At 43.5% G+C, this 23,110-nt stretch carries 20 protein-coding genes, 1 pseudogene and 1 other annotated feature; of the genes and pseudogenes, 11 read left to right on the forward strand and 10 right to left on the reverse strand.

What is annotated here, in order from left to right; genetic code table 11:
• Position 1: 1 nt before the first annotated feature.
• Together RTR76_RS01610 and RTR76_RS01615 are read right to left on the reverse strand one after the other, a co-directional pair.
• Positions 2-559: an XRE family transcriptional regulator gene (locus RTR76_RS01610; RefSeq protein WP_312515923.1), complete on the reverse strand. Its 558-nt coding sequence runs from the start codon at positions 557-559 to the stop codon at positions 2-4.
• A 179-nt stretch (positions 560-738) separates the two neighbouring features.
• A complete protein-coding gene (locus RTR76_RS01615; RefSeq protein ID WP_312515926.1) occupies positions 739-1,320 on the reverse strand; it encodes a helix-turn-helix domain-containing protein in 582 nt (193 codons plus the stop codon).
• Between the two features lie 257 nt (positions 1,321-1,577).
• On the opposite strand from RTR76_RS01615, the gene RTR76_RS01620 reads away from it, so the two are divergent.
• From RTR76_RS01620 to ileS, 5 genes are all read left to right on the forward strand, one after another.
• Complete coding sequence (locus tag RTR76_RS01620) at positions 1,578-1,748, forward strand: hypothetical protein (RefSeq protein ID WP_312515929.1); 171 nt, start codon at positions 1,578-1,580, stop codon at positions 1,746-1,748.
• Positions 1,749-1,944: 196 nt separating this feature from the next.
• Entirely contained in the window at positions 1,945-2,418 is a 474-nt protein-coding gene (locus RTR76_RS01625) for a MarR family transcriptional regulator (RefSeq protein ID WP_312515932.1), read from the forward strand.
• 150 nt (positions 2,419-2,568) lie between these two features.
• A complete protein-coding gene (locus RTR76_RS01630; RefSeq protein WP_312515935.1) occupies positions 2,569-3,792 on the forward strand; it encodes an MFS transporter in 1,224 nt (407 codons plus the stop codon).
• A 120-nt stretch (positions 3,793-3,912) separates the two neighbouring features.
• The gene (locus RTR76_RS01635) at positions 3,913-4,488 is read left to right on the forward strand and encodes a DUF1003 domain-containing protein (protein ID WP_312515938.1); all 576 of its coding nucleotides are present in this window, start codon (positions 3,913-3,915) and stop codon (positions 4,486-4,488) included.
• 95 nt (positions 4,489-4,583) lie between these two features.
• Positions 4,584-4,795, forward strand: a binding site (T-box leader).
• A gap of 78 nt (positions 4,796-4,873) precedes the next feature.
• Complete coding sequence (gene ileS, locus RTR76_RS01640; RefSeq protein WP_312515941.1) at positions 4,874-7,978, forward strand: isoleucine--tRNA ligase; 3,105 nt, start codon at positions 4,874-4,876, stop codon at positions 7,976-7,978.
• Positions 7,979-8,059: 81 nt separating this feature from the next.
• Here the strand turns inward: ileS and RTR76_RS01645 are convergent, their stop codons facing one another.
• Positions 8,060-8,929: a LysR family transcriptional regulator gene (locus tag RTR76_RS01645; protein WP_312515944.1), complete on the reverse strand. Its 870-nt coding sequence runs from the start codon at positions 8,927-8,929 to the stop codon at positions 8,060-8,062.
• A gap of 132 nt (positions 8,930-9,061) precedes the next feature.
• Between RTR76_RS01645 and RTR76_RS01650 the strand changes: the two genes are divergently transcribed.
• Entirely contained in the window at positions 9,062-10,009 is a 948-nt protein-coding gene (locus RTR76_RS01650; protein WP_312516171.1) for a DMT family transporter, read from the forward strand.
• 19 nt (positions 10,010-10,028) lie between these two features.
• Here RTR76_RS01650 and fosX read toward each other — a convergent pair whose 3' ends face one another.
• Positions 10,029-10,433 (reverse strand): FosX/FosE/FosI family fosfomycin resistance hydrolase, encoded by a 405-nt coding sequence (fosX, locus tag RTR76_RS01655; protein WP_312515947.1) that lies wholly within the window; start codon positions 10,431-10,433, stop codon positions 10,029-10,031.
• A 16-nt stretch (positions 10,434-10,449) separates the two neighbouring features.
• Entirely contained in the window at positions 10,450-11,397 is a 948-nt protein-coding gene (locus RTR76_RS01660; RefSeq protein WP_312515950.1) for an NAD(P)-dependent oxidoreductase, read from the reverse strand.
• Positions 11,398-11,546: 149 nt separating this feature from the next.
• On the opposite strand from RTR76_RS01660, the gene RTR76_RS01665 reads away from it, so the two are divergent.
• The gene (locus tag RTR76_RS01665; protein ID WP_312515953.1) at positions 11,547-12,431 is read left to right on the forward strand and encodes a LysR family transcriptional regulator; all 885 of its coding nucleotides are present in this window, start codon (positions 11,547-11,549) and stop codon (positions 12,429-12,431) included.
• 83 nt (positions 12,432-12,514) lie between these two features.
• Here RTR76_RS01665 and RTR76_RS01670 read toward each other — a convergent pair whose 3' ends face one another.
• On the reverse strand, positions 12,515-13,069 hold the full coding sequence (locus RTR76_RS01670; RefSeq protein ID WP_312515956.1) for a TetR/AcrR family transcriptional regulator: 555 nt from the start codon (positions 13,067-13,069) through the stop codon (positions 12,515-12,517).
• 168 nt (positions 13,070-13,237) lie between these two features.
• Here RTR76_RS01670 and RTR76_RS01675 point away from each other — a divergent pair, with 168 nt between their 5' ends.
• The gene (locus RTR76_RS01675) at positions 13,238-14,035 is read left to right on the forward strand and encodes a nitroreductase family protein (RefSeq protein ID WP_312515959.1); all 798 of its coding nucleotides are present in this window, start codon (positions 13,238-13,240) and stop codon (positions 14,033-14,035) included.
• Between the two features lie 216 nt (positions 14,036-14,251).
• Here the strand turns inward: RTR76_RS01675 and RTR76_RS01680 are convergent, their stop codons facing one another.
• The 4 genes from RTR76_RS01680 to RTR76_RS01695 form a co-directional block, all read right to left on the reverse strand.
• Positions 14,252-14,485: a hypothetical protein gene (locus RTR76_RS01680; protein ID WP_312515962.1), complete on the reverse strand. Its 234-nt coding sequence runs from the start codon at positions 14,483-14,485 to the stop codon at positions 14,252-14,254.
• 169 nt (positions 14,486-14,654) lie between these two features.
• The gene (locus tag RTR76_RS01685; protein ID WP_312515965.1) at positions 14,655-15,554 is read right to left on the reverse strand and encodes a diguanylate cyclase; all 900 of its coding nucleotides are present in this window, start codon (positions 15,552-15,554) and stop codon (positions 14,655-14,657) included.
• A gap of 38 nt (positions 15,555-15,592) precedes the next feature.
• Complete coding sequence (locus RTR76_RS01690) at positions 15,593-16,447, reverse strand: hypothetical protein (protein WP_312515968.1); 855 nt, start codon at positions 16,445-16,447, stop codon at positions 15,593-15,595.
• A 73-nt stretch (positions 16,448-16,520) separates the two neighbouring features.
• Positions 16,521-19,427 carry a response regulator gene (locus tag RTR76_RS01695; protein ID WP_312515971.1) on the reverse strand — a complete coding sequence of 969 codons (2,907 nt, stop codon included), beginning with the start codon at positions 19,425-19,427 and terminating at the stop codon, positions 16,521-16,523.
• Between the two features lie 525 nt (positions 19,428-19,952).
• Here RTR76_RS01695 and RTR76_RS01700 point away from each other — a divergent pair.
• From RTR76_RS01700 to RTR76_RS20865, 3 genes and pseudogenes are all read left to right on the forward strand, one after another.
• Positions 19,953-21,668 (forward strand): methyl-accepting chemotaxis protein, encoded by a 1,716-nt coding sequence (locus RTR76_RS01700; protein WP_312515974.1) that lies wholly within the window; start codon positions 19,953-19,955, stop codon positions 21,666-21,668.
• A 271-nt stretch (positions 21,669-21,939) separates the two neighbouring features.
• A complete protein-coding gene (locus tag RTR76_RS01705; protein ID WP_312515977.1) occupies positions 21,940-22,455 on the forward strand; it encodes a GNAT family N-acetyltransferase in 516 nt (171 codons plus the stop codon).
• 208 nt (positions 22,456-22,663) lie between these two features.
• A pseudogene (locus RTR76_RS20865) lies at positions 22,664-23,110 on the forward strand (CBO0543 family protein); the annotation flags it as partial.

The following is a 23,110-nucleotide window of genomic DNA, read 5'->3' on the forward strand; positions in this document are numbered from 1 at the left end:
TTTAACGATTGGGATAAAATATCGTGTTATAAATTGAGCAAGCACCTTCAAATAAATTGTTATAAGAATGTGGGACGTCCGCATAAAAGCGAATGGCTTGCTTCTCATTTACAATTATCTCTACTCCATTCAAAATAAGTTGCAGTTTTCCAGTGATTACGAAAACATGTTCTTCCACACCATCATCATGTTTTCCCGATTGATGAAAACAGCCGGGAGCAAATTCAATAAAAAAAGTTTCGACATTGCGAAGAGGGTCATAAGTAAATAACGGATAAGCTCGCATTTTTCCATCATATTCTGAAATAACGTCTATTTCATCAATAGTAACGATGCTGTATTCCACTTGCCTGTCCTCCAAAAAAGAGGAAAGCGGGGTTTTCAAGCCGGTTGCGATTTTCCAAAGTGTCGTAATTGTGGGAATAGAATGCCCCCGTTCTATTTGTCCCAGCATAGGCTTACTAACGTCCGTAAGACGAGCGACTTCATCCAGACTTAAATTTTTCCTTGTTCGGATTTCTTTTAATTTTTCTCCGATTGTTGAAACTGTAGAAAGCATAGGCACACCCTTTCTCTTAGGACAATATAGCACTCTTTAAGTGTATTATAACATACGATCATAAAAACCGCAGCGGCACTCCGCGGCAACAGATCCTCCCAGTCGCACCAAATTGATAGTGTAACGGGAAGGCTTCAGTGAGTTGAAGCCTTCCCGTTTTTGTTTGCGCATGACTTTTTTTATATTAAACCTTGATCATTAGAGTTATGTTGATCGTAGCTCGGGTAGTACCTAACAGAAAAGAAATGACATTCGTCGGAGTCCGTAAATAATTGTTGAACAGTTTCAGTAGTGAAATAAAAGGAATCACCTTTCGCTAGTTTATAGGTCGTTTCGCCAAGACGAAAATTTAGTGTCCCTTGGACTATAAAAATGTAATTCGATGTAATAAAGGGGGTTGGCAAATATTCTTTAGTACTACTGTTAGGAAGCATTTTTCCAAATGAAATAGTCGGTTCGTTCATACTCCCATGCGGAGAAATGAATTGTAAGGAAAGACCGGAGGGGGGATCTTGTAGCGTTAGGTGGTCATCTGATTTGGTATGTAAAGCAGTTGCTTTTTGCTGATCGTTATTTAATAGAGTTAATATGCTTATTTTTAAAGCGTGAGAAATACGCTGAACAATATCGATAGAGGGCATTTTTTTATTATTTTCAATCTCGGACAACATCGATTTACTCACACAACTCATGCTGGATAAAGTTTGCAGCGTTAAACCTTTCTTTAAACGATAGTCTTTAATTACTGTACCAATATTCAAGTAAAACCCACACCTTCTTTAAAATGTACTCAGTAAAATATTGACTGTTATCTTGATGTTCGTTAAAATGGAATAAATTCGCTAAAGTGAATAAATTGAAGTTCTATATAAAATTTTACTTGCTTTAGATGGTGTTTGCAAGAAGGCCCTTCTCATATGAAGCTTTAACGGAGGAAAACGTTTCCCAAAATGTATTGCTGATAGTGAAAATGAAATTTAACTCGTGCTTGTACAATATGACAGGGGGAAATAAGATAATGACTCACAAAAAGCATCTTGCAGAAAAGATTGCGGAATTAACGGAGATGATTTTAGAAGTCGAAAGAGAAGGGCATCTATTTGATTATTTTTATCTACATGAAGAACTGGAAAAAGCAATAGACCAATATACTGCTTATAAAACTAATATGATTAGAGCTAAACAATAAGGCTTATTCTACATGAATCAATGAAAAAACTTCGAAACAGCAAGGCTTCAGAATTTCTGAGCCTTGCTGTTTCGAAGTTAGCGGGCTGAAGTGGGACAAGGGGACAGGTTCCTTGTCCCACTGTCAGCGTTTTGCCAATTGGGCAGGCTTTCATGTATACTTAGGAGTAACTGCACTAATGGGCGGAGGACAGGCCGTGAACAAAGAAGAACAGGTTATGACGAGTTTTAGGGAGTTATTTAATAAGATGAGTTGGCTTAATAGACTTAAGATGAAAGAGAGCCTTAAGGGGTATCAGCCGTCTGAAGTACATTGCATCGAATACATTGGCAGAAATGCAGATTCCAATGTGGCAAAGCTTGCAGAGTCCTTTTTTATGACTACCGGTGCTATGAGTAAAATGACGAAGAAGCTCATCGAAAGAGGCGTCATCGAAAGCTACCAGAAGCCAGAGAACAAGAAAGAAGTTTACTATAGGCTTACGGATCAAGGGAAAGCCATTTATAACATTCATGAGAAACTGCACCAAGAATTCCAAGAGCGGGATAAATCCATATTTGAGCAGGTTACCGACGAACAATTTGGCACTATGCTTAGCTTCATAGAGAAATATAGTAAGCATTTGGATGGAGAAATAAGGAAACTGGATGCAGATAGGGAGTCAAAATAAAAATTCATAGTGACCAACCACAGGCAGCCTGGCGCTATTGAGAACAGGCTGCCTTTTTGTTGACGGTAGTTTTGACAAGGCAGTTAAGATATGCTATGATTATTTTGCTTCCTAGGAAGTGAAATTTATAACCTTAGAAAGGGATATAGTATGTCTAAAATTAGAGCACACAATGAACAGAATATAGAGCAGCCCGTAGATAAACATGCTTTGCTATTCGGCCTTATCGCTGTGTTTCTTTGCGGGTTAGGCTTCAGTATTATAGCACCTGTTGTCCCATTTCTAGTGCAGCCTTATACAAGTAATCCGGGAGAACAAGCGATCGTTGTTACACTTCTGACCTCTGTGTATGCAGTCTGCGTGTTTTTTGCGGCGCCTGTACTTGGCGCTTTGAGCGACAAATATGGCCGTCGTCCATTGCTTTTACTATGCCTTTTAGGGTCGGCAATTGGATACTTTGTCTTTGGCATAGGCGGATCGCTGTGGGTACTGTTTGCCGGGCGTATCATAGAAGGGATAACCGGTGGCAGCATAAGTACGATATTCGCCTATTTTGCCGACATCATCCCTAGAGACCAGAGAACCAAATACTTTGGCTGGATGAGTGCGGTTGTAGGCGTAGGTACTGTCATTGGGCCAACGGTAGGCGGCTTACTTGCCAAGTTTGGTTATGCTGTGCCGATGTATTTCGGTGCAATCATCACTTTAGTGAATGTGGTTTATGGATACTTTTTTATGCCTGAGAGCCTTGATAAGAAGAACAGACTGAAAGAGATTACGTTGGTAAGGCTGAATCCCTTTACTCAGCTTGCAAGCGTACTTTCTATGAAGAACTTAAAAAGGCTGCTTGTCTCAGCATTCTTGCTTTGGATACCCAATGGAGCGCTGCAGGCAGTGTTTTCCCAATTTACAATGGATACATTCAATTGGCAGCCTGCACTCATTGGACTAATGTTTTCTATTATCGGGTTCCAGGACATCGTTTCGCAGGGGTTCATCATGCCCAAGCTATTGCTAAAAATGAGTGATAAACAGATAGCGGTTTTAGGGATGGGGTCAGAGGTTATCGGCTACAGTCTGATTGCAGCATCGGCGTTGTTCTCTTACTATCCGCTGTTTATCGCTGGCATGTTTATATTCGGTTTCGGTGATTCCATCTTTGGGCCTTCGTTCAATGGGATGCTTTCCAAAGCTGTCAATGCCAGTGAACAAGGCCGGGTTCAAGGCGGCAGCCAATCCATTCAGGCCTTAGCAAGAATCATTGGGCCTGTCATTGGCGGTCAGATCTATGTATCGCTAGGGTCTCCTGCACCCGCTGTTATGGGTATGATCTTCCTATCAGCAGCAATCCTGGTTTTGTATGAGAGTACGTAAATTTTGTGGGACAAGGGGACAGGTTCCTTGTCCCAGAGTGGCAACCAAAGAATGAAATACCGTAATTTGCTAATACTGGTGTAGGTAAGCACCATTATGAAAGCAGATAGGTGATAAGTAATGAAACGAGTCATGAAGATGGGGAACGGTAAGAAGTCTACACTTAAGTATGTAAGTGATGAAGGAGCATTAGAGGGCTTTGATATTCAAATTGATGAGGACAATAGAAAACGCATTGATAAATTAGTGGACAATTACGAGCGTACGATCATTACACGTGTAAATGAAACCTATTTGCTGAACACGTCACGGGCGGATCAGTTGGCCGATACTATCGCCAGATTTGGCGGGAGTTGGAAGTTCATTATATTGTTCCTTTCCTTTTTAATCCTCTGGATGGTATGGAATATCTTGCAGTTTACGTACCACTTTGATGAAGCTCCGTTTATATTATTGAACTTAATCTTATCCTGTTTGGCAGCACTCCAGGCTCCCATTATTATGATGAGTCAAAACCGTCAGGCAACGAGAGATAAAGATGAGTCGATCATTGATTTTGCAATAAATTATAAAGCAGAACAAGAAATTGATGATATGCAAGGACATCTCCACAGGCTTGAGAAGCATATAAAAGAGATCCATTTGAGCTTAAAGGCGTTGGATTTAAAAATACAGCAGCTTAAAGAAAAAGAATGAGTAGGAAGCGGAGCAAGGAGTTGTATTTGTGAGGTTTGTTTGACATTTCCCTGCCGGAGAAGTATAATCACGAGTAATATTTTAATATAGTTTCTTGAAAAGCGATGAACAGGAAGAGTATTGCGGAAACAGACCTTACAGAGAGCGGGAGTGTTGAGAACCTGCAGGAAGTACCGGAAGAAAATCACCTGAGAGCTGATGACTGAATGCTTAGTAGGTTAATCCGTATTCCTGCGTTAAAGGATAAGGTATGCAGTACCTGAGAATAGTAAGGTGGTATAAATGAAGGTAACGCTTCGTCCTGACTAAGGGACGAGGCTTTTTTATTACCGTATTTTCGGGTATGCAAGACGTTGAAGCGTTCATGAAAATGGAGGGGCAGTATATGTATAAAAAAGTAAGTCCAAAGAATAATTTTGTGGAGATGGAAAAATCCATCCTGGCCTCGTGGGAAGAGCAAGAGATCATTGCCAAGAGTTTTAAGATGAACGAGGGCAAGGAGTATTTTACATTTTATGACGGACCGCCGACTGCGAATGGCAGTCCCCACATCGGTCACGTTGTTACCCGAGTTATCAAAGACCTCATTCCACGGTATAAAGTCATGAAGGGATACCGGGTTCTGCGCAAAGCTGGCTGGGATACACATGGTCTGCCGGTTGAGCTGGAAGTTGAGAAAAAGCTGGGTATTTCCGGCAAGCCTGAAATTGAGAAATATGGCGTGGAAGAATTCGTGAAGCAATGCAAAGAAAGCGTGTTTACCTACGCTACCCAGTGGAAGGAAATGTCGGAGAGGGTAGCATTCTGGATTGACATGGAGAATCCGTATGTTACCTACCATAATGAATATATTGAATCAGTCTGGTGGTCACTAAGGCAGCTTTGGGATAAAGATTTACTATATAAGGGGCATAAAGTTGTTCCCTATTGCCCGCGCTGTGGTACCGCTTTGTCTTCTCATGAAGTAGCCCAGGGCTATAAGGACGTGAAAGACAACTCGGCTTATGTCAAATTTAGGCTCAAAGGGGAAAATACCGCCATTCTCGTATGGACCACTACCCCCTGGACGCTGCCTAGCAACGTGGCCTTGGCCGTTAACCAGACCTTTGATTATGTCGAAGTCATCCATCAGGAAGAACATGTAATCGTAGCAAAAGAGCGGCTGAGCTGCCTGGAGAGCGAATATGAGCTGGTACGCGAGTTCAAAGGGGAAGCTCTGCTGGGTAAAGAATATGAGCCCATGTTTTGCTTCGCGCAACCGGACAAAAAAGCCTATTATGTGGTTCATGGTGACTTTGTAACCTTGAGTGATGGTACCGGCATTGTGCATATTGCTCCGGCTTATGGCGAAGATGATAACCGCCTTGGCCAAAAGTATGATTTGCCACTCATTAATCTAGTAGATGCACAAGGTAACTTTGTAGAAGAAGTGACTCCCTGGCAGGGCATGTTTGTCAAAAAAGCGGATGAAAAAATACTGGCATTCTTAAAAGAAAACGGTATTCTGTTCAAAGCGGAAAAATATCTTCACTCCTATCCCTTCTGCTGGCGCTGCGATACTCCGCTCTTATATTATCCGCGCGTATCCTGGTTCGTCAGAATGTCCTCACTCAGGGATCAGCTTTTAGAGAATAACGACAAGATCAACTGGTACCCCGATAACATCAAAAAGGGACGTTTCGGCAACTTCTTAGAAAATGTAATCGACTGGGGTCTCAGCCGTGAGCGGTACTGGGGCACACCTTTGCCAATCTGGGAATGCGAATGCGGACACCGGGAATGCATTGGCAGCATCGCAGAGCTTAAGGAAAAAGGCCTGAACGTACCGGATGATCTTGACCTGCATAAGCCGTATATTGATAAACTCGAGATGAATTGCGCGCAGTGCGGCAAAAAGATGCAGCGAGTCAGTGAAGTAATTGACTGCTGGTATGACTCTGGCTCAATGCCATTTGCCCAGTATCACTATCCCTTCGAGAACAAGGAACTGTTTGAGCAAAACTTCCCGGCCCAGTTTATCTCTGAGGCTGTTGACCAGACCCGCGGCTGGTTCTATACCCTGCTTGCTATTTCCACTGCTGTTTTTGGCAAGAGCTCCTTTGAAAATTGTGTGGTATTGGGGCATGTACTCGATAAACAGGGCCTGAAAATGTCTAAACATAAAGGCAATGTCCTGAGTCCGTTTACCGTGCTGGACAATCAAGGGGCCGATGCCCTGCGTTGGTACTTCTACACAACCAGTGCTCCCTGGCTGCCTTCCCGTTTCTATGAAGAGGCCGTCATTGAGGCGCAGCGCAAATTTATCAATACGTTGTGGAATGTGTATTCCTTCTATGTTCTCTACGCCGAAATCGACCAATTTAATCCGGAGCAATACGAGGGAAGACAGAGCAGCCACGTGATGGACCGATGGATTATCTCCAAGCTGAATACACTGATCAACAAGGTCGACGAATATTTACATGCTTATAAAATTACCGGTGCTGCCCAGCTGATCGAAGAATTTACGGATGAACTTTCCAACTGGTATGTGCGGCGCAATCGAGTGAGATATTGGTCCATGGACATGACCGAGGACAAAATCGATGCGTATTTCACCTTGCACACCGTACTGAAAAAGCTAGTGGTTGTAGCTGCTCCGTTTGTGCCGTTCATCACCGAGGAAATCTATCGCAATCTCGTAGTCGGAATCAACGCCAAGGCGCCGGAAAGCGTGCATTTATGCCTGTGGCCGGAATATGATGAATCGCAGGTTGATACCAAGCTGGAAAAAGAAATGGAGCTGGCATACCGGATTTGCGGACTGGGCCGCAGCGCGAGAAACCTCGCCAATATCAAGAACAGACAGCCGCTTCCCAAGATGCTTGTCAGCACCAAGGAACTGGCAGACTACTATATCGACATTATTAAAGACGAACTCAATATCAAGGAAGTAGTGGTCAATGCCAATATGTCCGATTATGTAAGCTACACGGTCAAACCTAATCTGCCGGTGCTGGGCAAGACGTATGGCAAACTGCTGACAGGTATCAAAAAAGCAATTGCCGAAGCCAACCAGATGGAACTGGCGCTTCAGGTATCTGCCGGACAAAGCATGACCATTCAGGTTGAGGGAACATCAATTGAACTCAACAGTGATAACCTCCTGGTCACGATGAACGGCCTGGAAGGGTTTGCGGTTGCCAGCGAAGGCGAAGTAGGCGTAGTATTGGACACCCACATTTCGGAAGAGCTAAAAAGGGAAGGCTACGCCAGAGAAATGATTAGCAAGCTGCAAAACATGAGAAAAGACAGTTCCTTTGAAGTGGTAGATAAGATTAAAATTTATATGGCTGGCAACGATCTACTTGAAACAATTGTTCAGCAATATAAAGAGTATATTATGAGCGAAACACTAGCTGTGGACATTGTTTTTCAGGCTGAATGTGACTATACTGAGGTAAATATTAACGGCGAAAAACTGCAGCTGGCAGTAGAACGGGTTTCCTAAATAAAAGATAGAAACGGCAAGGCTTCAGAAAGTTGAAGCCTTGCCGTTTTTGTGTTTTTGAGAGATTTAAGGCCGCTTGTTTTAACAAGTCAAACGATCTACAGCGTATTTGACAAAGCGCTTAACAGAGGGAGATGAATTTTGCAAGGAGGGAAGTGCGATACCCAGGGTGATTTGCTGTGGCGGATCAAGGGGAAGTTTTACAACATCACCTTGCCACTTGCGAGTAATCAACTCATTCATAATGCTCATGCCTAAGCCTTGTTCAATCATAGCCATAGCAGCGAAGTTTTCTAATGTGGAAAACTGGATGTCCGGATTTAAATTGTTGTTTTGAAACAGTGCAACTACATCAACATCGCGTCCAAGGGCAGGCATGATAAAACGTTCAGCTTCACAATTTTGCAGCGGATACGATGCTGCTGCGGCAAGCGGGTGTGTTTTCGGCAATACGGCCAGCATTGGATCATTAGCAAGCGGTATCCATTCATAGGGCATCGGATCTTTGAAGCTCAAAAAGGCCACGTCGGCAATTTTTTCATCCAGCCATTTCGTTACTTCCTGCCGAATCCCTTCCATCAACTTGATCTGAATTTGCGGATAATCCGCTTGAAATGCCCGAATGACACCCGGCAGCCAGTGGGTGGCAATACTGGAATATGCTGCGATTGTAATGCTGCCGATCAGCAGGCCATTCATTTCAGCAGCCAGTTGGTAAATGCGGTTTTCCTGCAAGAGGAATTCCCGCACAGCAGGCAAGATTTTTTCGCCATTCTCAGTGGGGATTACCCCTTTTTTATTCCTGCGCAGCAGGGAAAAACCCAGTTCATTTTCAAGAGCACTGACAAGTTGGCTTACACCGGAGGGAGTGTAATTTAAAACCTCTGCTGCTTTTGAAAAACTCCCAGCCTCAACAGCGGCTAAAAACGCCTTGCATCTTGCGCTTTCCATAATCCTCTCCTTTTAAGTAATACTAAATATATGATATATGAATTGTAGTTTTACTTTATAGTACGTTTATTCTACAATAGGGTCAGGGAAAATACAATGCTGTGATACGTATAATTGGAGGACTAGCTGTTGATGAAAGTATGTCAAAACGAAGAGTTTAAAGGATATGTACAAGTATGTATTGCCGGTATATTGTGGGGATGTATCGGTCCTTTTATTCAGTTGATGGAGCAGCAGGGTTCCTCGTTTGCATTAACGAGCTTCCTAAGGATGGGCTTTTCTTTCCTTATTCTCGCGACAGTTACCATCACAAAGTTTGGGGTAACTTCTCTTCGTGTAAGCAAGAAGACTCTGGTTTTCTGCGTACTGTTAGGTCTTATTTGCCATGGACTCAATAATGTCGTTTATAGCATAGCCGTCACTTTGACGGGGGTAACGGTGAGTGCCGTTTTGATGAATACGGCTCCGGTTTTTACTACTGTCTTTTCTTACCTGTGGTTTCGCGAAAAAATTACCTGGATCAAAACTGCTGCAATGCTTGTCAATATTATGGGTTGTGCTTTGGCTGCAACTGGCGGAAAGTTCGATGGTATGGTGTTCTCGCTGACCGGGGCAATGTGTGGAATAGCGTCGGGCTTCTGTTATGGTATGACGGCAATTATCGGGAAAATGGCTGGAGAAAAAAGCAATGCCTTTGTTATCAGCACCTATAGCTATCTGTTTGCTGCAGTCTTTCTCGGCTTTTTTATCAATCCCTGGGAACAAGCGGCCTCTTTGAACGAGAATGTGCTTCTATTGGGATTCTTCTATGCTTTGATACCAACTGCAATTGCCTACATCTTTTACTATCAGGGCCTGCAAAAAATCACAGAGAGCAGCAAGGTTCCTGTCATTGCATCAGTTGAAGTAATCGTTGCGGCAATGATTGGTATTGCAATGTTTAGAGAGCCGGTAGGGTTAGTGAATGGTATCGGTATCTTGCTGGTAATCGGATCAATTATGTTAATGAACCACAGAGCGCCCCTCAAAAAAACACCTCAACTGCGAGGCAGTAAGAACGGCAAGGCTTCAGAAATCTGAGCCTTGCCGTTTTTGCTTTTCACTTTAGTTTATATCTTGCTAACCGCTCAGAGAGTGTCCCGGTATGCAGTTCAAACAAATGATTGTCGAAGTCATAAAAATACAAAGATCTGCTTTCACCTTCTACACGTGGCCGGGGTGGTTTAACATCTACCCCCAGCTGCTCAATACGTGCTTGATAGGTCTCAAAATCTGCTTCAGGTATTTTAAATGCAATGTGGTTGTAGGTACGGGTAGGAAGTGACTCTCCTTCCATAATAGCAATCCATTGCCCGCCAATCAGAAAGAATTTCTCTCTCGATAGGGAGAAGGTGTCATCGCCGCTAGAGTAAACTTCTTCTGCTTCAAATATTTGTTTGAAAAACTGAGTAGCAAGTTCGAGGTCCTTAACAATAAAAGTAATGTGACTGATGCCTTCTATCATATGATCTCCTCCCAAACTATACTATCTGATTGAGCTTGCTTGCAGGCTCTTCGCCATTCTCTACACGTCTGATATTATTCACAAAGAAATCGTATCTTTTTTTATGGAATTTGAGACCATCAGGCATGCCGGCCGTATGAGGAGTAAGGATCACATTACTAAGATTCCGGAGCTCACTGTCCGTTGGGAGAGGTTCACATTCAAACACATCCAGGCATGCCCCTGCAATATCCCTGTTTTTTAATGCATCAATTAAGTCTCTTTCGTTGACAATTCCACCACGGGCTGTATTGATAAACAGGCTGGTGTGCTTCATTTTTTGGAATACCGCTTTGTTGATCAACTGTTTGGTTTGCTGATTCAGGGGTGTATGTACACTTACGATGTCCGAAGTACTTATAAGAGTATCGAAATCCGTCATTTTCACAAAATCGTCAGATTGTACAGCAGCATTTCTTGCATAAGCCAGCACATTCATTTCAAAGACTCTGCAAAACTCCGCTACTTTTTTACCGATAGCGCCAAAGCCGATAATCCCAATCGTTTTGCCCGCTAATTCGCTCCCGGTATAGTCCAATTGATGTTGATCCATTTTGTTTTTCATGAAAGCATCAAGAAACGGTATGTTTTTATAATAAGACAAGAGCAGTGCCATTACATGCTCGGCCACTGCCAGGGCATTGACTCCGGCAGCATTGGCCGCCCAAATGCCGAGCTCGGAACAGGCAGCGATATCTACATTGTCATAGCCTGCACCCGTTTGTACCAACTTTAACTTTGCTGCTCTGGAAAGCAGGCTGTGGTCTACTTTCACATGTTCAGGGATGAGTACCTGGCAGTCTTCAATATGACGCAGTATTTCTTCACCGGGCGGGACAATGACAATGTCCCAGCCTTCCGGGAAATGCCTTGTAATAGTCGCTTTTGAGGTCTCGGTAAAATAGCCTACTAGGAGAATCTTCATTACTAAACCGCCTTTCATGTCATGCTTCGCAGAAAAAACATTTGACCGTTGTCTCTAGTAATGATAATTTTAAACATAAAGAATAATGTTGTAAAACTCAAATATTTTGCAAATTATATTAAATATTTCTATATTTCGTGAGGTGCCTGATGTATTTTCCTGGGATTGAGGCGTTCTTAGCTATCGTACGGACCGAGAGTTTAAGTAAGGCAGCCGAATGGCTGCACTTGTCACAAGCGACAGTAAGCTATCGGCTGAAGACTTTGGAGCAGGAAATGGGTGGCCTGTTGGTTGAGCGGAGAAAAGGGGCATCCAAAATCCGTCTGACACCAAAAGGGGAGAACTTTTTCAGCATTGCGGAAAGATGGGATGCTCTCTGGAGGGAAACCCAAATTCTACAGGCCAGCGGTTCACAGTTAAGTCTGGCAATTAGCGCTGCTGAGAGTATCAGTCACTTTGTTTTGCCTCCTATCTATGACTTGCTAAATCAGCATACCCCGCCGATGCGGCTGCAAATTCGTACGCAGCATACGCAGGAAGCTTTTGATAGTATTGAGCGGCGCGAGATGGATGTGGCCTTTGTAGTGCGCGAGATCGTGTCGCCGAGTGTCACGGTTAAACCGTTTTTTGCTGAAGAAATGGTGCTGCTGCGGCTGGCTGTGCCGGGGCGGCAAGCCGGAGAACCTGTTGATATGGAAGAATTGACGGCGCAGCACGAAGTCTTTATCAATTGGAACAGAGAGTTTCAATTCAGGCATGATCAGTGGTGGGACCCGCTTTGCCCTTCCCGTGTTCATCTGGACTCGGCGGGACTCATCGCTACTTTTCTAAAGGACGCCAGACAATGGACGATCGTTCCCGCCTCTATTGGCGCGCATATGATGCGGATGGGAGATTTTGTACTTCAGAAATTACCGGCCCCGGTGCCGCCAAGGATATGCTATAAAGTAACTCACAAGTTTCCCAACCAGGCTTTGCACGAACCCCTGCGTATTCTTGATACCTATCTGCAAGCTGTATTTGGCAAAAAATAAGCTGGCTGCCGGTGCCTTCTTGTGAACCGCGAATTGTCGGGCCTTGTGTCGGGCAGGGAGCGGTTTTTTGCTGTGTTTAAGTCCTACGCACGCATATTTTGATATCGCTCCATCAGTGATGATAATTGTTCTGCCATATATTCAGCTGGATAGGGCATGGAATGGGTAACCCACCATTCGACGACACCGATGGTTGCGGAAGCAAAGTATTGGACCATAATTTCTTGATTTACATCTTTAGTGAGGCTGCTCAGAGCAAGCTGTTCTTCAACACTTTTCACCATCAAAGCATGTAAGCGGTTTCTAAAAGCAGTGGCACTTTTACTTGTTAGCATTTTTGAATAGAAAAAAGCATGTTTCTCTAAATAGGTAAAGGTTCTACCCAGCGAATCTTTGCATGAAATATCAGTAGTATTTCCTCTCGACTGACAGGTTTCAAATAATTTATTTATGTGATTCTCGATGCATTGATTTAATAAATCAAATATGTCGACATAATGGGAATATACCGTTCCCCGATTTACGTTTGCCAGTTCGGCAATTTCGTTAATTGTAATTTTCTCAAAGTCTTTTTCCAACATCAGCTTCGTAAATGCATCCATAATGGCTTGTCTTGATTTTTCAATACGCCTGTCCATTAAAAAATCTCCTTTGTATAAATGAACATTTTTATTTGTTTTGTTTATTAAGCAACAGTTGAGGCTGTTTTACTCATTGCTTTCAGGAAACAGCACTGCTACTATTGTAGTAAACAAATGTCCAAAACTCAACAGTTGTTGGTTATTTTTTATTAAGGAGTGATTACAATGAGCTTAGTAACGGTTAATGAACAGTGTATCAAATGTGGGCTTTGCATCAACGAATGTCCCGTATATGTTCTGAAGATGGGAGAAAAAGGGCCGGAAGAAGTGGAGAACGCCCATTGCGTTGCCTGTGGACATTGTGTTGCAATCTGTCCTACATCTGCAATTGATAACGCAAAATCACCACTAGCACTACAGGTGGATGCTCATGATTTTCCTAAGTTAAACCCGCAGCAGGCAGAGCACTTTTTACGATCCCGTCGTTCCATAAGGACCTATCAGGATAAGCCGGTACCAAGAGAGCTTCTAACAAAATTAGCGAATATAGCCAGGCTAGCTCCTACTGCGGCTAATAGCCAAGGCATATCCTATGTTATCGTAGAAAACAAACAACTGATTGAAAAGGCTATAGAAACCACGATTGAGATGATTGAAAACTCTCCTGTAAGGCATATATTAGAAGCAGCAGTTGTAGGTTATCGGGAACAAGGAATTGATTCCGTTTTCCGCGGCGCTCCTAATTTGATTATCGCTATAGCAGATAAGAATTCTCCTTATGCTAGGAATAACGCTATTTCCTGTTTAACCTATCTGGAGCTATTTGCCCCTTCATTGGGACTTGGAACCTGTTGGGCGGGAATCTTTGAGTATGTTGCAGCTGTCGAGAATTCACCGCTGCCTGCTTTATTCAATATCCCAGAAGACAAAATAATAGCTGGCGCAGTTATGGTTGGATATCCTAAGTATAGCTATAAGAGATTAGTAGATCGTCAGCCTCTGGATGTTACATATATCAATTAACTGGTCCTGCTAGCGAGTATAAAAAGAAAAAACGCCCTTCTACTAGGGCGTTGGAGACTATCGACAAAAGTAATTCAGCAAAGGAGATCGCCACGCTGCGCTCGCGATGACACCTGGCTTTACTGCCATTGCGAGGAGTAAAACGACGGGGCAATCTCTTTTCAGGTACGTTTATCTATATGCTGAAACGCCCATAAATTAGGGCGTTTCAGCTTTTTAATTATATCTGACTTCCGCTTTTTCGGGTAATGGGCAATGCTCCTGTTGGCATAAGAGATACTTGTTTTTGTACTCTGCTGTTCTTAGGCAGCGGTGGCAGATGTAGTCAGTCAGGTAGATTCGACTCTTATCAAAAGTGGTGTTAGCCTCTTTTGCTTGCGTTAAATGGATTTCATAAAGATCGGCGCATTGCGGGTGCTTGCACATGGCACAGGAAATGATCTCTTTCACAGTAATACCTCTTTCGGTTGTGCGAATTAGCTTTTGAAAAAAGCAAAGATATTACTTTTATATGAAATAAGACAGAATTTTAGAACGTGTATGGCCATTTGGCCACATGTCCCCTGTCCCATACAAAAAAGCAGCCAGTGCTGGCTGCTTTTATTATTCCTTCATCTGGCTACATCAGGGGGAATTTGTAAACCTGATTGCGGCCTTGGCGCTTAGCCTTATAGAGTGCATCATCTGCATGGTGGATTAAGGTATCGGCTAGGGCAGCTTGGTTATTATGTGAAGTTACTCCGATACTGACAGTGACAAAAAGCGTGAGTTCAGCGGAGGTAATTGGATTGTGACTAAAGGAATTTTTGATCTGGTTGCAAGTGAGAGTGGCGTCAGTGAGTTTCGTATTAGGGAAAAGCAGAATAAATTCATCACCGCCATAACGTCCTATCAAATCATAGGAAGCTACGGAATGAAAAATTCGGGTAACGACTTCCTTCAATACCATATCACCGACAAGATGACCGTGTGTATCATTAATTTGTTTAAAGTGATCAATATCTAGCATGGCGATCGACAGTGGCGAGTGACTGTGTGTGGAACGTTTAATTTCTTCATCTAGGCGTTCTAAGGCAGCGCGGCGGTTAAGCGCATTGGTGAGGGGGTCCCAGTGCAGCAGTTTTAAGAGATCACGCTGCATTTGGACAATACGTACGCCAACGCTCAGGCGCATACGCAATTCATTGCGATTAAAAGGGCGGGTAATATAGTCGTCAGCTCCGGCAAGAAAGCCTTCGCTGATTTCATCGTCTTTGTCCTTACTGGTAACCAAAATAATATAACGATACTTTTGTGATTGAGAGCGTTCTAGTGCAATACGCCGGCAAACCTCAAGTCCGTTGAGCTTTGGCATAATCCAGTCGAGCAGAACGATTTGCGGAGCATCTTCACGCTTTAATATGTTGCAGGCTTCTTCTCCATCATGAGCCTCGATACTTTCCATGCCCATTTCCTCAACCATGCTTTTTAGCATGCGGCGATTGACGGCTTTATCATCAGCAATTAAAATACGTGTCACGATAAAACTCCTTTCAGTGCTAGGAACTGAGGCAGTTTTTAAAATAAGTAAGTATATTCAAGCTCGGTTTTTCGGATTGGAATATGGCTTGTAATGGTTTCGGCACGAGTATATTTTATCGCAATTCGATTAGAAGGGTTTAGTGCTTGGATGGCAGTGAACTGGCCTCCACGGATGTCGTTATCGTAACCACCCAGACTGGCTATTCCTTCGGGAATGGCATTGTCAGCTATCCGCCCCGCAACCAATTTGAGAGCCTGGTAGTTTGTAGGTTGATAATTAACGCCGACGAGCAGAGCGTGATTGGCAGCCGGTGCTGAGGAACGAACAAATTCAGCAAGCCATTCCCCTTTACCGGCTGGTGAATTAATACTAAATCCTACGAAATGTTCCGCTTCTTTTGGCAAATCGGGCATGTGGAGATAACTCGCTAAAAGACGAGTATCGCCTGCGTAATGGGCCCATTCTGCTCCGTAAACGCTGCGGGCTTGCGCATCTTCAAATAGTCGTGAATCAAGCCGTCCGCTGACAAGATGATAGCGATCAAGGCCGCTGGTACCGCGGATGTCGATGCCGCGGAACATACCCGCTCCCACATTCGAGCTGTTATCAAACATGGCGCCATAAGCACCCAAATACGTTTCCTGGCTGCCGATAGTAATCGTTTGAGTAGGGCTTTTCCACGTTAGGCCATATTGATCAATAGCTGTTCTTTCAGGATCGATGGAGTTCCCGCTATAGGCTTGATGACCTAACCGTAAGAACAGGGAGGTTTGCTCAGATAATGGCGATCTTACAGTAAGTCGTATGGTTCTCTCTACAAACTCCTGGTCGGGAATGCCATCTGTTTTATAGGTAAGGGATTCGTATTTTGCCGTGGCTTCTCCTTCCATGACGAGTTGCTGCGCTTGGGCAAAATTTTGCATAGAGAAGAAGAAAATAAAGAGTAGAAGATAGGTCACACTGTTACTCCTTTGTTATGTGCGTAGTGCATGCTACGATTTCTTGTAATACCGTGAGTTCTTGCTCTAATTCGCCCAATATCCGTAATAGAAGGTGGATATCCTGAGGCTCTGATAAACTTTCTGCATACTTGGCTAACTCATACGTGTGGTTGGCTCCGATCGTCGCCGCGATACTTTTGATGCCGTGAATTTCGTCAAAAAAGCGTAGGCTGTCCTTCAGCTCCAATGCTTGCCTGAGGTTCTGCAGACTGCGAGCCATGTCTTGCAAAAAGTCAGTGATGAGTTCTTCTGCTAAGTCCATACGCTGGTCTACAGCCTGCAGCAGATGTTGGTAATCCAGAGAGAGATACTGATTTTCCAGTATCGAGGATGGAACTGCAGCGGCGCTGGCTGTTTGGGCGTCAGCACCTAATTGTGCTTCAATCGCATTGTAAAGCTGAGCTTTATGAAAGGGTTTGGGAATATAGTCATTCATTCCGGCCAGTAAACATTTGTTTTGATCGGCAGGCAGGATATGCGCCGTCATCGCAATGATGGGAATGGCGGGGGTTAGAACCTGCGATTGACCGCTGCGGATAGCCCTGGTTACATCCAGACCGCTGATACCAGGCATTTGAACATCCATTAATACGGCATCATAGTGGACGGCAGCCAAGGCAGTGAGCGCTTCTGCTCCGCTAGCCGCGGTAGTCGCCTGGTAGCCGCCTTTGTGCAGTACGGCAACTGTTAATTTCCGGTTTATTTCATGATCATCTACGACCAAAATATGAAACTTATTGGTGGGCAGCTTAGCACTTGGCGGGGAGGAAATGTCCGTCAGAACATTGGCGGTTACCACGGAATCGTGAGGTTTCGTTAAGGTGGCGGTGAACCAAAAAGTAGAGCCTTTATCAAGCGAACTGACAACACCAATGTCTCCGCCCATTAGGTGGACTAATTTTTGTGAAATGGCCAGCCCCAGGCCAGTTCCGCCATAATGGCGTGAAATAGAGGAGTCTCCTTGTGTAAAGGAAGAAAACAACTGACGTTGTTGTTCGGGGCTGATGCCAATCCCCGAATCGTTCACGCTAATGCGCAGCGTTAGGGTGGTACTGGTTTGGGCGTCGATGGTTACATCGACGGATACCGCACCCCGCTGGGTGAATTTAATGCCATTGCCAATCAAGTTCAAGAGGATCTGCCGTAAGCGATAGGGATCACCAATGAGCCATTGACTCGCATCCTTGGTTACGTTCCAAGTAAGCTGGAGACCTTTCTTCTTGCTTTGTGGTATTAAAATCGTAGTGGCATCGCGAATGACGCTCGCAATTTGCAGGGGGAGCGCTTCTAAATATGTTTTTTCAGCCTCGAGTTTGGAGTAATCTAAAATATTATTAATGAGAGACAGCAGCATTTGCGCTGATGAATGAATTAATTCCAGCTTTTCTCGTACTTCAGCTGCTAATTTTGTATCAAGCAAGTATTCGGAAATGCCAATAATACCATTCATCGGCGTGCGTAATTCATGAGTCATGACAGCCAGAAACTCACTCTTCGCGCGATTGGCATCTTCGGCGGCGGTCTTGGCTTCACTCAGCTGCTGAGTCTGTTCATTGACCATTTGTTCCAGCTGGGTACGATGCTTAATTAATTCATTCTCTTTCATTTCTAATTCGTGAGAGTATACAAGCAGTTTGCTGTGGGTGCGGGCAAAACGCTGCATTAACAGGAAGATGAGCGTTAGGATGAACAGTAACATGCCGATATGGACCACTTTGAAGGGCAGTAACCGAAAGTGAATGCTGCCAACAACGTCAAGTAAAGCGGCAATGAAAAATAGCACAAAGCCTAAAGCAAACAAACGAGCATCTTGATTTTTTTGCCGAAGCTGTTGTGCGGTTACCCAGAACAGACCGGCAAGAGTGATGAGTTCTAAGTAGTTAAAATAAGTGACTGTGCGAATGAGCGGATAGAGAGAAAGCTGGTCAGCCAGTATTGCCCCGCTTAAAAAAACAACATTGATCAGCCAAAGAATGCGGAGTAGATATTCGCGCTCTGCATTGAGTAAGCTAGCGAGAAAGGCTACTATCCATAACGGTAAGCTGTATAGTGACAGTAAGTCTAAGTAGGTCCAGAACAATGGCTGCGGCAATATGAGCAGCTTAATCTTCGTTTGCGTTAGTGTGTAGAGGCCCATCGCAAGGGCAAAGAGACTAAAATACAGGTATTCTGCCAGCTTTCGCCCCCAGAAGTAAGTGGCGAGATATAAGGCGCCGGCAAGCAGGAAAAAGAAGGCACAAAAGGCGGCAAAGAGGTCATTTTGTAATATCTGTAACTTAAGGGATTGCCCATTAATCAATACGGGTTTGCCGATAAGACCAATCGTTTCATCTTCAGAATAAATCCGTAAAAATAAAGTCTGACCGCTCCACTCAGGGTGCAGGGGCAGTAAGTGCCAGCTCCAGCCTAAAAACCGGCGTTCTTCTAATTGATCTAAGTCACCAAAGGTATAAATTTTTTCTCCCTGCACATAGGCTTCAAAAAGTTGGTCAATACCTGGCAGGTAAAGGGAATCGGATACCGAAGTAACAGTGGGTAACGATATTGCAAGCCAAGCAAAATGATCGTCACTAACTGAAAGAGGTTGTTGAAAACTAAGCTGTGGCAGCCAGCTGGATGTTCCTCCCGGTGGCTCCGCCAGCCAAGACAGTGTGCCGTCCGAACTTCTGGGGCTATCACCCCACCGGTAATACCAGTTTGTCGTTAATTCGCTTTGTGTCGTCTCAATAGCAGGGAGTGAGGAAGTTTCTTCCTGCAGATCCCAAGAGGGGATATCGATGGAAAATAGGAAAAAGCAGATGGCAATGATCGCTAAGATTGCTGGCAGGCGAACATTACGTTCAATACAAAGAAATGAAGGAAACTGCACTACGATAACTCCCCTCCAACAGGAAATAGCAAAAAATAACAATAACTATGTCATATTCTGTATAAAAAAGGAAAAAACCTTTTATGTTTACTGACTATTAATTACTATTTATTTGCGTATGAGGTAATGATTAGTTACAACCGCCAAAAGAAGGATACGAACACATGGCGTAGTTCGTATCCTTCTTTTGGGTTTTCATGAATAGACCGTCCAAATGCTTACCATGTGCTTCGCAGACTTATCGTATGAAAGCCTTATATACCACAACTATATGCCAGGTAAGACGATTGTTCTACAGGCTATAGGATGATAAATAGTAGAAATGAAAAAAATGTCGAAAAATTAGATATTTTGTTGAAGGAATTATTAAATCCAGATAGAACGATAGGAAGACATAAGGAAGGCCCCTGCTTCTGAGGGCTTTCCTTATTTTTTTTAACTACATACAAAAGGAGTGTGTAAACCTTGCCGTAAGTTCAGTAGTTATAAACAGCATGCTTTGGAAAGATTGAGAGGAGAGTTACGATGAATTGGCTTTCGAATGCTAAGATGGTCTATAAGTTAGGTGTGCTGATTCTTATCGCGCTAGTAGCTTTAGGTGCGGTAGGATATACGGGGTATTATTATTTGCACCAAGCGAATAAATCGATGGACAACCTGTATGACAACAGGCTGATACCTGTTAAACTGTTAAATGATAGCCGCGCGAATGCTAATGCAACTGACGGAGCTGTATTGGAATTGATGCTCGCAACCGATGCGAAGAAGAACCAAGAATTAACAAACGAAATCGCTTCCCTTTCGAAAAAAAACAATGAGAATCTAGCCATAATTGAAAAGTTACCGTTAGATGCAAAAGCGACAGAGTTATTGGGAAAAGTAAAAGCTGCGCAGCAAAACAATCGTGCAGTCCGAATTCAAGTTTTAGACTTAGCAAATCAAAATAAAAACATGGAAGCCTATGCGCTATATGCCAATAAGTTAAGTTCGCTAACCATCGAATATACGGACAACTTACGCAATCTTGCCGACTATTTTACCCAGCTGTCGGAACAAGCAAATGCAGACAATGATAGGATGTTCGAGAGTGCTACGAACATATCAATTGGAAGTATCCTGGTTGCATTTTTTGTATTGGGGTTGAGCGGCTGGCTAATTACCAAATCCATAACAAAACCCTTACAGTTCATGGTACAAGCATGTGAAAGCTTGGCGGCAGGCGATTTCACAGAGGGGCAGCAAAAACTGTCCAGAACTGATGAAATCGGCCAATTGGCGGATGCTCTAGCTAAAATGCGAAGCAGTATGCAGATTCTTTTGAAGAAGATCACTGAATCGGCAGAGCAGGTTGCAGCTTCTAGCGAGGAACTTACTGCCAGTGCGGAGCAGTCCGCCCAAGCTACCACCCAAGTCGCAGCCACAATTAGTGAAGTCGCAGAAGGAACAGAAAAACAAGCAAAAGCGGTTGACGATACTTCCGCTATTGTTGAGCAGATGTCTGCAGGGATTCAACAAGTTGCTGCAAATGCAAATGAAGTCTCAAGTGTGACGGATAAAACGACGAGCGCAGCCAAGCAGGGTGGTAAGGCGGTAGATGCTGCCATAAGCCAGATGGTAAGTATTGAGCAATCTGTTTCCAGCTCCGCGGAGGTAGTTACAAAGCTTGGAGAACGTTCCAAGGAGATCGGGCAAATTGTTGTTACGATTTCGGGCATTGCAGGTCAGACTAATCTGCTGGCACTGAATGCAGCTATCGAGGCAGCCCGTGCAGGCGAACAGGGTAGAGGCTTTGCCGTAGTAGCGGAAGAAGTGCGCAAGCTTGCTGAGCAGTCGCAAGAGGCTGCTAAACAAATCGCCAACCTGATTTCGGAGATTCAGTCGGAGACGGATAATGCTGTCGTTGCGATGAACGAGGGCGCTCGTGAAGTCAAAGTTGGGGCCGATGTCGTGAACAATGCTGGAAAAGCATTTAAGGAGATCGTTTCTCTGATAAGTGAGGTTTCAACGCAAATTAGGGAGATCTCGGCGGCTATTCAGCAGATGGCGTCTGGCAGTCAGCAGATTGTTGCAGCAGTACGGGACATTGACCGAATCAGCAAGGACGCTGCGGGGCAGACACAGACTGTCTCGGCTGCTACTGAGGAACAGTCAGCTTCCATGGAAGAAATAGCGGCAGCGAGCCAGGCGCTGGCAAAAATGGCAGAAGACCTGCAAAGTGCTGTTAGGAAATTTAGGGTCTAGTGAGGCCTTAAGGTCACACTCATTGCTCTTGTCTGCACACTGGTAATGGCGAAAACAATTAGTAATATAAAGCAACTATGAAAAATGGCTAGTCTCTGCAGAATGTTCTATCGTTTGCAGGAACTAGCCTATTTTTATGGTAATTTTTATTTATTACATGTGTCTAATTAAACTTTTATAATCGAAGGAACCGTCCCTGCAATTCAACTGCTAAATCCAGTTTTTTGGAAGAAGCACACAGAATTTAGGCAATTAACTTGGAGGGGTAATTTTGGACGTAGTTTTTGAATCTAAAAGATTGCTATTCCGAAAAATGGTTAAGAGTGACTTTCAGAATCTATGCCCTGTTTTACAGGACAAGGAAGTTATGTACGCCTGGGAGCACGCATTTACTGATGAAGAAGTAAATAGTTGGATTGATAAAAATTTAGAACGGTACAGCAATGAAGGATATTCATATTTTGCTGTCATAGAAAAAGATACAGATTACTTTATTGGCGTTATGGGACCTTTGATCGAACAAACGGAAGCTGGGGAACAGATTGGAATTGGCTATATTTTAAATAAACAGTATTGGGGAAAAGGATACGCTGTAGAGGGAGCAAGGGCGTCGCTAGATTATGCTTTTCAATATTTAAATGCAGACAGGGTAATTGCTCACATCAGGCCTAACAACCTGCCTTCCAGAAAAGTTGCTGAAAAGCTTGGCATGGAAATCGAAGGCGAATATATAAAGCATTACAAAGGCAAGGAAATGTTACATTTAATTTATAGCCGTGGGAAATAAACATAAATGCTTTTAATATAACTCAAGCCTCACCCCGTAGCCCAATCACAAAGTAATGTATTGCCCTGGACTTCGGTCCGGGCTTTTTATTTTGAGCATAATTATCTTTACTGTAAACGTAAATACTATATGGGGTGATTAATGTGCGATTTATTTTTGCAATTGATTTCTTCTTGCGGCGTGGAAATGGGCCGATTGGAAAAACTGGAAAGTTTATTATCCGACATACCTATTTCTGATGGCTCTCAGCTTTATTTCTGATTTTATCATGTACAACCATTCTTTGTGGTTTTATTGCCCAAGCCCTAACTTTCCCAACCATACTGCTGTTGCTTTGTTTTACGCATTCACGATATACCCGGCAACCGTTCTTTTATTTTTGTCACGTTACCCAACTGAATCTTATATAAAACAGGCTGTTTATATTGCCTTTTGGGTTACAGTATACTCTGCAATGGAGGCGGTAAGTCTAATTGCCGGTATCGGAAGTTACTATAACGATTGGACGTTATGGTGGTCAATATTGGTGAATATTGTATTATTTATTGGACTTCGGGTTCATTTTTCTAATCCCTTATTAGCATGGATAATGGGAGCTCTGTTTTCCATTCTCGTCTTAATAGTATTCGATTTTCGGATTACTGATTTTAAATAA

Source organism: Anaerospora sp., from assembly GCF_032013335.1.
Taxonomy (GTDB): Bacteria; Bacillota; Negativicutes; order Sporomusales; family DSM-15969; genus Anaerospora.

Coding starts and splice junctions, on each gene's coding strand:
- RTR76_RS01610 (WP_312515923.1), bottom strand. CDS start 559: ATGCTTTCTACAGTTTCAACAATCGGAGAAAAATTAAAAGAAATCCGA.
- RTR76_RS01620 (WP_312515929.1), top strand. CDS start 1,578: ATGACTCACAAAAAGCATCTTGCAGAAAAGATTGCGGAATTAACGGAG.
- RTR76_RS01630 (WP_312515935.1), top strand. CDS start 2,569: ATGTCTAAAATTAGAGCACACAATGAACAGAATATAGAGCAGCCCGTA.
- RTR76_RS01635 (WP_312515938.1), top strand. CDS start 3,913: ATGAAACGAGTCATGAAGATGGGGAACGGTAAGAAGTCTACACTTAAG.
- ileS (WP_312515941.1), top strand. CDS start 4,874: ATGTATAAAAAAGTAAGTCCAAAGAATAATTTTGTGGAGATGGAAAAA.
- RTR76_RS01645 (WP_312515944.1), bottom strand. CDS start 8,929: ATGGAAAGCGCAAGATGCAAGGCGTTTTTAGCCGCTGTTGAGGCTGGG.
- RTR76_RS01650 (WP_312516171.1), top strand. CDS start 9,062: ATGAAAGTATGTCAAAACGAAGAGTTTAAAGGATATGTACAAGTATGT.
- fosX (WP_312515947.1), bottom strand. CDS start 10,433: ATGATAGAAGGCATCAGTCACATTACTTTTATTGTTAAGGACCTCGAA.
- RTR76_RS01660 (WP_312515950.1), bottom strand. CDS start 11,397: ATGAAGATTCTCCTAGTAGGCTATTTTACCGAGACCTCAAAAGCGACT.
- RTR76_RS01665 (WP_312515953.1), top strand. CDS start 11,547: ATGTATTTTCCTGGGATTGAGGCGTTCTTAGCTATCGTACGGACCGAG.
- RTR76_RS01670 (WP_312515956.1), bottom strand. CDS start 13,069: ATGGACAGGCGTATTGAAAAATCAAGACAAGCCATTATGGATGCATTT.
- RTR76_RS01675 (WP_312515959.1), top strand. CDS start 13,238: ATGAGCTTAGTAACGGTTAATGAACAGTGTATCAAATGTGGGCTTTGC.
- RTR76_RS01690 (WP_312515968.1), bottom strand. CDS start 16,447: ATGGAAGGAGAAGCCACGGCAAAATACGAATCCCTTACCTATAAAACA.
- RTR76_RS01700 (WP_312515974.1), top strand. CDS start 19,953: ATGAATTGGCTTTCGAATGCTAAGATGGTCTATAAGTTAGGTGTGCTG.